This is a genomic window from Flavobacterium silvisoli, assembly GCF_004329815.1.
Lineage (GTDB): Bacteria > Bacteroidota > Bacteroidia > Flavobacteriales > Flavobacteriaceae > Flavobacterium > Flavobacterium silvisoli.
The window spans coordinates 53,903-65,608 of the sequence record NZ_SJPE01000001.1; the positions used below are offsets into that span (position 1 = coordinate 53,903).

An 11,706-nucleotide genomic window follows, 5' to 3' on the forward strand; every position below is an offset into this window, starting at 1 on the left:
ATTTTGGCGAAAGCTTAGTCTTCAAACTCTTCTTTCAATATTTTTATTACTTCTAAAATTGTTTCCTCTTCCAAGTCTGTTCTTCTCACTAAATCGGCCACATCTTGATTCAGGACGCTTCTGGCGGTATCTAAACCGATTTTGGCAAATTCATCAATTACCCATCCGTCGATTTCATCTGAGAACTCTGTTAATTCAACATCATCTTCCTCAACAGCACTTCCTTCTCTGATTACGTCCAATTCATACCCTGTCAACAAACCGGCCAATTTAATATTGTGTCCGCCTCGACCGATGGCCTTGGAAACTTCTTCTAATTTCAGGAACACTTCGGCTCTTTTTTTCTCCTCGTCAATTTTTACCGAAGATACTTTGGCAGGGCTTAAGGCTCTGGTGATGTACAGTTGGATGTTATTGGTATAATTGATTACATCAATATTTTCATTCCCTAACTCGCGAACGATTCCGTGAATACGGGAACCTTTCATACCAACACAAGCTCCAACCGGATCAATTCTGTCATCATACGAATCTACGGCTACTTTTGCTTTTTCACCCGGAATACGTACTACTTTTTTAATCATAATCAAACCGTCAAACACTTCCGGAATCTCTTGTTCGAACAATTTTTCCAGGAATTTATCTGCCGTTCTCGACATGATGATTTGCGGCTTATTTCCTTTCAATTCTACGCTCTCGATGATTCCGCGAACATTGTCTCCTTTACGAAAAAAGTCAGACGGAATTTGTTTTTCTTTCGGCAACACGATTTCGTTTCCTTCATCATCCACCAAAATTACAACTCTTGGGCGAACATGATGTACCTCGGCTGTATAAATTTCACCGATTAAATCTTTAAATTGTTTGTAAAGATTGGTGTTATCATGTTCGTGAATTTTAGAAATCAGATTTTGACGCAAGGCCAAAATAGCTCTTCTACCTAAATCTATAAGTTTTACTTCTTCTGAAACTTCTTCACCGATTTCGAAATCGGGCTCAATTTTTCGGGCTTCAGTAAGGGTAATCTCTTCGTTTTCTAAATCTAAATCATCATCGGCAACAACGATTCTTCTTCTCCAAATCTCCATATCACCTTTATCAGGATTGATAATGATGTCAAAATTATCATCAGAACCGTATTTCTTTTTTAATGCGTTTCTAAAAACATCCTCCAAAATCGCCATAAGCGTTACTCGATCAATAAGTTTATCGTCTTTAAACTCTGAAAATGATTCGATTAATGCAATATTTTCCATGCCAAATTTTAATTAAATATTATAATAACAATTGCTTCTTTTATTTCCGAATAAGGAATCTCTCGTCGGTGTTCTACGGTTTCTTTCCCTTTTCCTATTTTTTTAGGCTCTCTGGTTGTCCAGAAAAGCACTATACCATCGTCTGAAGCCGATTCCAATGTCGCTTCTATAGTTTCAACAGCTGTTTTTACCCTAAGGGTTCTGCCAATATTTTTTTTGTATTGTCGGATTAATTTAAGCGGAGTCGACACGCCGGCTGAAGCCACTTCTAAAGAATAATCCTGTTCTTCACGATCCAAATTGTTTTCGATAAAACGACTGATATCGATACAATCCTGCAAATTCACACCTGCATCACCGTCCAAAGTTACGGTAATTTTGTAACTATCTGAAATACTTAAATCTACCAAAAACAATGAAGGGTTATTTTTTAATCCTTCTTCTAATAAATGAGCGACTTTTTCTTTAAATATCATAGTTTGTATAAAAAGAGGGAAGCACAGCTTCCCTCATTATTTAATTTGAATGGTAAATAACGGGGCAAATATAGTGATTTTTTTATAAATCAAAAATTCATTGCGGTATCAAAAAAAAATAATACCTTTATTGTGTTAAAATTACAACCCAAAATTCACTTTTTATATTATGAAAAAAATCTTAGTCCCAACAGACTTTTCAGAACATGCAGGGTACGCTTTAAAAGTTGCCGCACAAATCGCCAGAAAAAACGGCGGAGAAATTTTCCTTCTTCATATGTTAGAATTACCTCATCAAGCGAGTGACGCCGTAGGTACTGGTCACGATTTGCCGGAAATCATGCTTTTCAAAAACGCTGCCATCAACAAGCTGGAAGATTTAATGGATGATGAAAGTTTGGCCGACTTAAAAGTTTCCGAAATCATACAATTCGAATTAGCCTTTGACGGAATCATGAATATCAGCAAAAAAAATGATGTTGACCTGATTGTAATGGGATCTCACGGCGCTAGTGGTTTCAAAGAAATGTTTATTGGTTCTAACGCAGAAAAAGTGGTTCGCAATTCCGACATACCGGTGCTGATTATCAAAAAAGAAGCCGGTGATTTTGAAGTAAACAAATTTGTATTCGCCTCTGATTTTGCAGATGAAATAAAAAAACCGTTTGCTAAAGTAGTAGAGTTTGCCAATAAATTTGAAGCCGAATTGCATTTAGTAATGATTAATACTCCCAGCAGCTTCAAACCCACTCACATTGCACAAGAAATCATGAAGAATTTTATTTCTGGATTTGCCATAAACAAGTATTCTACTCACATTTACAATGATGTTAATGTAGAAAGCGGAGTGTTGAACTTTACCAACACCATAGATGCTGACTTAATAGGAATGTGCACACATGGCAGAAAAGGACTTTCTCATTTCTTCAACGGAAGTGTGAGCGAAGATTTGGTAAACCACGCAGTAAGACCGGTTGTGACTTTCAAAATTTAAATACAGCCATATTAATAAAAAAGCCTCTCCAATGGAGAGGCTTTTTTGTGCATTGTTTTTTTTATCAGGAAACACCTAAAAACAAAAAATCCCGCTTTAAGCGGGACTCGTTGTTGGTCTACTAGGACTCGAACCTAGAAAGACGGCACCAAAAACCGTAGTGTTACCATTACACCATAGACCAATTTTGCTGAATGCGAGTGCAAATTTAGAACAAAATTTAATTTACACAAACAAATAAAGAAAAAAATTAAAAACTCTCCTCAATTTTTCTTCGCCAAGACACATAAGAAACTTGTAGTTAATCCGTTATCAATTTGAGAAAAATTTGTTAATGCGCGTTTACTTGCGTCAAAAAAAATAGTTTCTTTGTAGCATCAAAACAAAACCCTTTCATTTCATACGTATATGATGAATTTCAACTTCAATAAATGGAACACCATCATGGGATGGGTTGCATTTACCATTGCTTTAATCACATATTCTTTAACGGTTGAGCCTACCATGAGTTTTTGGGATTGTGGCGAATACATTGCTACCGCTGCCAAACTGGAAGTTGGACACCCACCAGGAGCTCCGTTGTTTCAAATTCTAGGCGCTTTCTTCGCTATGTTTGCTACCAGCAAAGAAACGATAGCTTTGATGGTAAACATGATGTCGGTATTCTCAAGTGCCTTCACCATTTTGTTTATGTTTTGGTCTTCATCTATCATATTAAAAAAGATAGTCGCCTCATACACTGAAGTTGACGAGAACAAAGCCATAGTAATCTTGGGAAGTTCTTTTGTAGGAGCTTTAACTTTTACTTTCTCGGACAGTTTTTGGTTCAACGCGGTTGAGGCCGAAGTTTATGCCATGGCTTCTTTATTTATTGCATTGTTATTTTGGTTGGGTTTACGTTGGGAACAAGACATGCATAGCCCCAGAGGAAATCGATGGCTGTTATTGATTTCGCTATTGGTCGGCCTTTCCTTCGGAGTTCACTTTATGGCATTATTGACTATACCAGCCATTGGCTTTTTGTATTTCTTTAAAAACTACAAAAAAATCACCATCAAAAACTTCTTGTTAGCCAACGTAATCATAGTTGCCGTTTTATTGTTCATATTCAAACTATTGTTGCCTTACACTTTGGCTTTCTTTGGTAAAATGGAAATCTTTATGGTAAACAGTTTTGGCTTACCATTCAATTCGGGAACCATTTTCTCTGCTTTATTGATGATTGCCACTTTTTATTACGGATTAAAATACACCAAAGAAAAAGGACACCCCTTATTCAACACTATACTGTTGTGCATTCTTTTTGTTTTGATTGGTTTTTCGACTTGGATGATGTTACCGATTCGCGCCAATGCCAATGTGGTTATCAACGAAAACAAGCCTTCTGATGCCGCCGAAGTTTTAGCCTATTACAACCGTGAACAATATGGTGTTAATCCTTTGTTCTACGGACCTCAATACACTGATACTTTTGCCGGCTTAGACAAAGACCAACCGTATTTAGACAAAGCGCCCAACTACGAAAGAGATTATAAAACCGGGAAATATGTCATTGTAAACAATTACAAAAACGCGGAACAAAATACTGATGACAATCAAAAAGCCATACTTCCGCGACTTTGGAGTACGGATCATATTGACAATTACGTTCAATTTACCGGTGTTCCTAAATTTAAACTAAACCAAGACTATCCTTATGAGGATGATTTGGCACAATACGGCGTTGATATCGATAGCCTAAGCGAAGAACAAGTGGGCCAAGCCGTAGGGCAATTAAAAGAAGAAATGCAGAAAAATATCAATGAATTTCTGAACGCTTACAATCAGAAAAAAATTGACAACGAGGATTACATTGCATTCCTGAAAAAATACAGCGATTATTTAATCGTTGAAAAACCATCCACTTGGGACAACCTGAGTTTCATGATTGAATACCAATTCGGATACATGTACGGCAGGTATTTGCTTTGGAATTTCGTTGGAAGACAAAACGACATCCAAGGAAAATACGACAATCTGGATGGCAACTGGATTAGTGGCATACCATTCATCGATCAAGTCCACCTCGGTAAAGGAACTCAGGAAAATCTTCCTGATGATGTTAAAGCCAACAAAGGTCGCAACGTATATTACTTCTTACCATTCATTATCGGAATCATAGGCCTTTTATATCACGCTCAAAGAGATTTAAAAAGTTTCTATGTTTTACTGGTTTTGTTTTTATTTACCGGTTTAGCCCTAAAAATTTACCTCAACGAAAGGCCTTTTGAACCCAGAGAAAGAGATTATGCTTTAGTAGGTTCATTCTATGTGTTTGCCATTTGGGTCGGATTTGGAGTGTTTGCTATTTATGAAATTGTCACCGATTATGTAAAATCAAAACTGGTTGGCCCGTTGGTTATTGGAGCGTGTCTTTTGGCATCGCCGATACTTATGGCTTCCCAAAACTGGGACGATCACAGCAGAGCCAACAAATACACGTCGATTGCTATGGCCAAAAATTATCTGGAATCCTGTGACCAAAATGCAATACTCTTTACCATTGGCGATAATGATACCTTCCCGCTTTGGTACGCTCAGGAAATAGAGGGGATAAGAACGGATATTAAAATTGTAAACACTCAGTTGTTCATGACCGATTGGTACATTGACCAAATGAAATTTAAAACTTATAAATCCGATGGGTTGCCTATTTCATTCAAGCACAACGAATACGTGGGAGACAAATTAGACTATGTCTTGCACTATCCTAAGACTGACGCCCGTTGGGACTTAAAAGATTTCATCGCCTTCATCAAAAATCCGAAATCAACCATAGAGGCACAAAATGGTCAAACCATTCACTTCTATCCGACAAACAAAATCAGAATTCCGATAGACAAAAATGCAGTCATCAAGAACAAAGTTGTAAACCCTAAATACAACGACTCCATTGTTCCGTATATCGATTTGGAGATTAAAGGAAGTGCTATTTATAAAAACCGATTGATGATGTTGGATGTTTTGGCAAATAACAACTGGAAACGTCCTATCTATTTTACCGGAGGCAGTTTCGGAGACGATGATTACTTGTGGATGAAAGATTATTTGCAATTAGACGGTTTAGTGTACAAATTAGTACCGGTTAAAACCCCAATCGACAAAGAAAACCCATACGACATGGGCGACATTGACAGCGAAAAAATGTATAATCTGGTGATGAACTGGAGTTGGGGCAACGGCGATTTGACGACCATTTATCACGATCCTGAAACCCGCAAAAACAGTATTTCCTACCGTACCAACATGGCCCGTTTAATGGAAAAACTGATTAATGAAGGTAAAAAAGAAAAAGCAAAAAAAATCATAGAGTTGGCCTTAACCAAAATGCCGATGGACTACTATGGATATTATACCATGGTGGAGCCTTTTGCCAGCGGTTATTACGAAATAGGTGAAAAAGCAAAAGCCCGTGAATTATTGGAACGATTGATGACAAAATACAAGCAAAACCTAACTTATTTTGCCGGCATACAGCCTTCAATTCAAAACGGTATTGCTACGGATATCATTACAGATATTGAGCGTTACAGAAGCTTATTAATCGTAATGAAAGACCGTGGAGACCTAGAGTTTTACAACAAAAATAAGCCAACGTTCAACGCATTTGTACAACGTTTTGAACGCTTCGGAAGAGATAAAGAATAGTTTATTTGAAAATTTAAAGATGTGCCAATTTGAAGATTCTTATTGGCACATTTTTTTTATATTTAACCTATGAGTTTTTGGGTCAAAACAAATCGTTTCATCAAATTGTTGTTTCCGAATTACACTTGGGATATTCCCAACACGGAAAACAAAGTCTTCCTGACTTTTGACGATGGTCCTTTACCCGAAATTACCGAATGGGTTTTGGAACAATTAAGGTTGTACAACGCCAAAGCTACCTTCTTCTGCATAGGCAACAACATTGAAAAATACCCCGACATTTTTCAAAAAATAATTACCGAAGACCATGCAATCGGCAATCACACCTTCAATCATTTAAAGGGCTGGAAAACTAACAACGACACCTATCTTGAAAACATCAAGAAGTGTTCGGGGATTATAAATAAATTTTCAGAAGGCAGCCAGCAGAAAACAAAAGACAATCACAATTCTGAACTGTTCAGGCCTCCTTATGGAAAAATCAAATCTTCTCAGTCGAGAATTTTGCGTCGAATGGGTTATCGCATTATTATGTGGGACGTCATCAGCATGGATTTTGATCAAACCATATCTGAAGAAAAATGTCTTGAAAATGTACTGAAAAATGTTACCTCGGGAAGCGTTATTGTTTTCCACGACAGTATAAAGGCGGAGCAAAACCTGCGGTATGTTTTGCCTAAAACCTTAGCCTACTTGAAAGAAAAGGGGTTTGTTTGTGCCAAAATTGACTAAAGTTGTTCCTGAACCAAACTGATAATTGTGTTGGCATCCAGTTCACCGGACTGTCTCCATACCATTTGGCCATCTTTGTAAATCATCAGCGTTGGCAAACCTTTGATGCGAAGTGCATCAGCCAACTCCTGATTTTTATCTACATCAATTTTGATCACTTTTGCTTTATCACCAAGCGCCGCTGCCACATCTCTGATGACAGGATGCATGGAAACCGAAGATTCATTCCACTCTGTGTAAAAATCAATTAACACAGGTACTTGAGCATTGATTAATTCTCCAAATTTTGACATAAAACCAAAATGTTTTTACTTTCTTTTTATCGCTTAAAAGAAACATTAAAGCACAAATGTAGCATTTTTAACTAATTATGCTACATTATTCCCTTTTTTTAGTTCAAAAACCGTGATTTCGGGCCAGATTCCGACTCTTCCGGGATAAGCATGAAAACCAAAGCCTCGGTTTACATATACATAACGACCAAATTCTTTATACAATCCGGCCCATTGTTTGTAAACGTATTCTACCGGACTCCATTTGATAATCCCCGGAATTTCAATACCAAACTGAAAACCGTGAGTGTGTCCGGAAAGGGTCAAATGGAAATTTTTTGGGTGTGTTTTAACTTCATATTCCCAATGACTTGGGTCGTGGCTCATCAGGATTTTGAAATCTTCGGGCTTTAAATTTTCTGATGCTTTGTTGATGTCACCGGCTTGTTTGAAATTATGCCCCCAGTTTTCAACCCCAACCAATACAATTTCATCGTTACCTTTTTTGATTTTTACATTTTCATTCAGTAATAACTGAAATCCTATCTGACCATACAAATCTTTGATGGCCTGAAAATTATCATCTTTGGCCTGTTGTGAAGGCCAGCTCACATATTCACCGTAATCGTGATTGCCCAAAACCGAAAATTTTCCGTATTCATGCTTGTCTATCTTGTTAAAAGTCTCAATCCACGGATGCATTTCTTTGGCGTGTGTGTTTACAATATCTCCGGTAAACAACATCATGTCGGTTTTTTGTTGGTTGACCAAATCAATGGCATACTCAATCTTTTCGGGGTCGTCAAAACTCCCGCTGTGCACGTCTGAAATTTGAGTAATGGTGAATCCGTCAAAAGCATCAGGCAAATCGGGAAAAAACAGTGTTTGTCGTATTACCTTGTAGTTGTATTTGCCTTTGGTCATTCCATAAACCAATCCCATAAACGGAATTGAAGCAATTCCTAAAGCAATTTGACTGACAAACTTTCGCCTTTCGGGCAAAAAATCACCATTGTTATTGTCGCCCATAAAATATGTCACCGAACCCGAAACTACTCTGAAAACATCTTCCAACAATAGGAAAAAAGTCAATATGAGTTTCGGAATCAACACTAATAAAAGTAATCCCAGAGTAAAGAGTGTGGTTTTGGTTTGTCCTACGCTGCGGTCAAACTGTGTAAACTGATAGGCAATGAATACAATTACGGCTAAAGAAATCAGCTGATACAGGTATAAAACCCATCTGATTTTGGTAACAGTTTTAAATGCCTGAAATGCATAAAATTCTATTACAGAAACTATTACAATAAAAATAACCCAACGAATCATCGATTTAATTTTTTAACAAATTAACGAAGAAAGCACAACTCCATTTTAGCTTTTGGATAATTTTAACTTTAGTCCAATAAAAAAGACCGGTAAAGTAATTTACCGGTCTTTCATTTCAATCACATTTTGCTTGACTTCTCTTCTATGAAAAAGAGTTATTTTTTTGCTGGTGTTGCCGGAGTTGCAGCTTCTGCTTTTTTCTCTTCTTTGGCTTTTTTCATAACTTTTTTAGTAGCTTTTACCTCTTTTACTTCTTTCACTTCTTTTGCAGGAGCTTGAGCAGCTTTAGCAGGTTCTTTTTGTTGAGCGTTTACCATTACAGTTGTTCCTAAAACCAAAGCGGCTAACATTAATACTTTTTTCATGATGTTTAAATTTTAAATTAAATATTATTTACACACCAAAAGTATAACCACTAAATGAAGATAAAATGAAGATTAAGGAATACCCGAAATTTTAACTTTTAATTAAACCTTTTTCCCGATATGGAAGACAAATTCAAAAGCACTCCCCTTTTGCGGAGCAGCAGTAACAACAACATCAATCTGATGAAAATCGGCAATGCTCTTGACTATTGCCAAACCGAGTCCCTGGCCTTCTTTGTTGATATTGAGTCGTGTAAACCTGTTAAAAATTTCAGCTGTTTGCTCCTGTGTCATGCCACAACCATTGTCTTGAACTGTAATCGCATACTGTGAATTGGTCTTGACATCAGTTATTGTAATTGTTCCTTTGGGTTCGGTAAATTTTACCGCGTTGGCAATTACATTATAAAACATGATGTGAATCAGCGTTTTGTTCCCGGCGAAATGATAATGTTCGTTCAGGTTGATACTGAAATCAATTTCTTTTTCATCAATCCGATCTTGTAGTTCTTCCCTGATGTCTTCCAGTACACTCCTGCAATCAATCCGTTCATCCGAAACGTACTGATTGTTTTCTATACGGGAAATAAGCAAAAGGTTGTTGATAATCTTTTTGAGCAAATCTAATGTCTTTAGTGAACTTACAATCTTGTTGACCGCTTCTTCATCTAACGATTCATTTTGAATCAAATTTTCAAAGCGATTTTTTAACAAAGCGATGGGCGACAATAACTCGTGTGACACGTTGGCTATAAATTGTTTTTCTATACTGAATAGCTCCTGAATACGCTTCATCATTTGGTTCAACACCTCATCCAATTCCCGAAAATCAGTTGAGTGTGATTTTATCACGGTGTAATTGAACTTTTCGGGTTCATTAACGTGTCTTATTTTTTGATTGATAATTTGATGAAACGGTTTCAACAAATATTCGATAAACACAGCATCCACCAAAAAAGTAAATACAATTACAATGCTCAGGACAATTAAAATAAACACCCTAATGGCAAGAGTCAGATCTTTTATTTCACTAAGACTGCTGCCTATCTCAAGTTTATAATTGGTGTTTTCGTATACAAAATCATAATACAGAACCCGGTAATCACTCTGTTCCCCTTCTATGATACGTGCTTCATTCTTAAAATAGGAATTTTTGTTTTTGGGTATTTCTTTGGCCTGATAAAGTTGTAAAAACTCATTATGGAGAGTGGAAAAACTGGCAAAAGTCTCGGTTGCGTCATTTCGACTCAAAAAATCATTGATTTCCTCTTTGTCCAGATGTTCAATGAATTTTTCTTTTTTTTCAAGCAGCGTTTTATCAATACGTTTATAAACTACTTTCTCTATAAGAATTGGCAACGACAACCAAATCGCCAAAATAATTAAAAACCGCGTTAAGGCATTGAAAATAGTAAGTTGGTGCTTGATTCTCATGTTACATATTTATGCGATAACCAACATTTCTGACGGTTTCAAACCAATCGATTTCAGCAAATTTCTCTAATTTCTTTCTCAGATTTCTGACATGAACATCAATAAAATTAGAATCCGAATTCAATTCCAAAATATCACCCCAGATGTGTTCTGTCAACTGCAGTCTTGTTATGACACGATTTTTATTTAGCACCAAATACTGAAAAATATCAAATTCTTTCTTGGTCAAATTGATAATCTGATCATCAAAAGTCACCCGATAATCCTGCAACTGAATTTTAAAATTATGTATTTCTATTTCGTTGGTCGTGATGCCATGGGTTCTTCGGATGACCGCGAACAAACGGGCTCCTAATTCGGTCAGTGCAAAAGGTTTGGTCAAATAATCGTCAGCGCCCAGTTGTAGTCCGTCAATTTTATCATTGAGTTCACCCCGGGCTGTTATTACAATAACTGCCGTTTTGGATTGCTTTTTTCTAATGTCTTTTAGAATGTCAAATCCGTCACCGTCGGGTAATCCTAAATCCAACAACATCGCGTCGTAATCGTTTACCCCTATTTCTTCCAGCGCTTGTGCCCGGTTCGATACCCATTTACACAAATATCCGCTTTTAGTTAAAAAATCAACTATCTCTTTCGCTAACTCCTGATAATCTTCAACAAGCAATACATTCATAAGTTGTAATAAAAACCTAAAGTAAATATAAGCAAAAAGCCGGCAAATCCCTTCACCGGCTTTTCAAAATTAACAATCAATAAAAACTAAACTGTAATCCCTCTCTTTTAACAGACCCAAAATTAAAACAGTAAAATGAAGACAAAATGAAGTTTTAATTTTTAAAGAGAATTTAACGAATTTTTGAACCTACCCGCATCCCAGCAAAAAAGCCGATAAAACTATCGGCTTTTACAAAACAATCTAACTATAACCTTTTTCGTAAAGACTATTTTTGAACTGTAGCCGCCGGTTTTACAGCAGCTGCTTTTCGATGCATTTTTTTAGCTTTTCGGTGTTTTCTCTCAACATTTGTTTTTACCTCTTTAGTGGTAGCTTTTTTGGTGATGGTATTTGCATTTACCATAACACTAGTGCCCAAAAGCACGGCCAATAACATTACGACTCTTTTCATGATTTCTAAATTTTTGAATTAATAATCTCTT

General features: G+C 36.6%; 11 protein-coding genes and 1 tRNA gene. 3 read left to right on the forward strand and 9 right to left on the reverse strand.

The features are described 5' to 3' along the window. Window positions 1-14 precede the first annotated feature (14 nt). Together nusA and rimP are read right to left on the reverse strand one after the other, a co-directional pair. On the reverse strand, window positions 15-1,256 hold the full coding sequence (gene nusA, locus EZL74_RS00205; protein WP_131474570.1) for a transcription termination factor NusA: 1,242 nt from the start codon (window positions 1,254-1,256) through the stop codon (window positions 15-17). Between the two features lie 8 nt (window positions 1,257-1,264). Further along, window positions 1,265-1,732: a ribosome assembly cofactor RimP gene (gene rimP, locus EZL74_RS00210; RefSeq protein ID WP_131474571.1), complete on the reverse strand. Its 468-nt coding sequence runs from the start codon at window positions 1,730-1,732 to the stop codon at window positions 1,265-1,267. Between the two features lie 169 nt (window positions 1,733-1,901). Here rimP and EZL74_RS00215 point away from each other — a divergent pair, with 169 nt between their 5' ends. Next, window positions 1,902-2,726 (forward strand): universal stress protein, encoded by an 825-nt coding sequence (locus EZL74_RS00215; protein ID WP_131474572.1) that lies wholly within the window; start codon window positions 1,902-1,904, stop codon window positions 2,724-2,726. A gap of 113 nt (window positions 2,727-2,839) precedes the next feature. On the opposite strand, the gene EZL74_RS00220 is transcribed toward EZL74_RS00215, so the two are convergent. Beyond that, a tRNA-Gln gene (locus tag EZL74_RS00220) sits at window positions 2,840-2,910 on the reverse strand. Between the two features lie 224 nt (window positions 2,911-3,134). On the opposite strand from EZL74_RS00220, the gene EZL74_RS00225 reads away from it, so the two are divergent. Together EZL74_RS00225 and EZL74_RS00230 are read left to right on the forward strand one after the other, a co-directional pair. Beyond that, a complete protein-coding gene (locus EZL74_RS00225; RefSeq protein WP_131474573.1) occupies window positions 3,135-6,413 on the forward strand; it encodes a glycosyltransferase family 117 protein in 3,279 nt (1,092 codons plus the stop codon). Between the two features lie 69 nt (window positions 6,414-6,482). After that, window positions 6,483-7,145 (forward strand): polysaccharide deacetylase family protein, encoded by a 663-nt coding sequence (locus EZL74_RS00230; protein WP_131474574.1) that lies wholly within the window; start codon window positions 6,483-6,485, stop codon window positions 7,143-7,145. Here the strand turns inward: EZL74_RS00230 and EZL74_RS00235 are convergent. The 6 genes from EZL74_RS00235 to EZL74_RS00260 form a co-directional block, all read right to left on the reverse strand. Then, on the reverse strand, window positions 7,142-7,438 hold the full coding sequence (locus EZL74_RS00235; RefSeq protein WP_131474575.1) for a thioredoxin family protein: 297 nt from the start codon (window positions 7,436-7,438) through the stop codon (window positions 7,142-7,144). The genes EZL74_RS00230 and EZL74_RS00235 overlap by 4 nt on opposite strands. Window positions 7,439-7,513: 75 nt before the next feature. Next, a complete protein-coding gene (locus EZL74_RS00240; protein ID WP_131474576.1) occupies window positions 7,514-8,746 on the reverse strand; it encodes a metallophosphoesterase in 1,233 nt (410 codons plus the stop codon). Between the two features lie 155 nt (window positions 8,747-8,901). Continuing rightward, on the reverse strand, window positions 8,902-9,111 hold the full coding sequence (locus EZL74_RS00245; RefSeq protein ID WP_131474577.1) for a hypothetical protein: 210 nt from the start codon (window positions 9,109-9,111) through the stop codon (window positions 8,902-8,904). 102 nt (window positions 9,112-9,213) lie between these two features. Further along, the gene (locus tag EZL74_RS00250) at window positions 9,214-10,545 is read right to left on the reverse strand and encodes a sensor histidine kinase (RefSeq protein ID WP_131474578.1); all 1,332 of its coding nucleotides are present in this window, start codon (window positions 10,543-10,545) and stop codon (window positions 9,214-9,216) included. 1 nt (window position 10,546) lies between these two features. Beyond that, window positions 10,547-11,221 (reverse strand): response regulator transcription factor, encoded by a 675-nt coding sequence (locus EZL74_RS00255; protein ID WP_131474579.1) that lies wholly within the window; start codon window positions 11,219-11,221, stop codon window positions 10,547-10,549. Window positions 11,222-11,489: 268 nt separating this feature from the next. Next, window positions 11,490-11,675, reverse strand: a complete 186-nt coding sequence (locus EZL74_RS00260; RefSeq protein ID WP_131474580.1) for a hypothetical protein — start codon at window positions 11,673-11,675, stop codon at window positions 11,490-11,492. Between the last annotated feature and the right edge of the window lie 31 nt (window positions 11,676-11,706).

Bases quoted from the DNA above. Each gene is read 5' to 3' on its own strand.
- nusA (WP_131474570.1), bottom strand. From the start codon at position 1,256: ATGGAAAATATTGCATTAATCGAATCATTTTCAGAGTTTAAAGACGAT.
- rimP (WP_131474571.1), bottom strand. From the start codon at position 1,732: ATGATATTTAAAGAAAAAGTCGCTCATTTATTAGAAGAAGGATTAAAA.
- EZL74_RS00215 (WP_131474572.1), top strand. From the start codon at position 1,902: ATGAAAAAAATCTTAGTCCCAACAGACTTTTCAGAACATGCAGGGTAC.
- EZL74_RS00225 (WP_131474573.1), top strand. From the start codon at position 3,135: ATGATGAATTTCAACTTCAATAAATGGAACACCATCATGGGATGGGTT.
- EZL74_RS00230 (WP_131474574.1), top strand. From the start codon at position 6,483: ATGAGTTTTTGGGTCAAAACAAATCGTTTCATCAAATTGTTGTTTCCG.
- EZL74_RS00235 (WP_131474575.1), bottom strand. From the start codon at position 7,438: ATGTCAAAATTTGGAGAATTAATCAATGCTCAAGTACCTGTGTTAATT.
- EZL74_RS00240 (WP_131474576.1), bottom strand. From the start codon at position 8,746: ATGATTCGTTGGGTTATTTTTATTGTAATAGTTTCTGTAATAGAATTT.
- EZL74_RS00245 (WP_131474577.1), bottom strand. From the start codon at position 9,111: ATGAAAAAAGTATTAATGTTAGCCGCTTTGGTTTTAGGAACAACTGTA.
- EZL74_RS00250 (WP_131474578.1), bottom strand. From the start codon at position 10,545: ATGAGAATCAAGCACCAACTTACTATTTTCAATGCCTTAACGCGGTTT.
- EZL74_RS00255 (WP_131474579.1), bottom strand. From the start codon at position 11,221: ATGAATGTATTGCTTGTTGAAGATTATCAGGAGTTAGCGAAAGAGATA.
- EZL74_RS00260 (WP_131474580.1), bottom strand. From the start codon at position 11,675: ATGAAAAGAGTCGTAATGTTATTGGCCGTGCTTTTGGGCACTAGTGTT.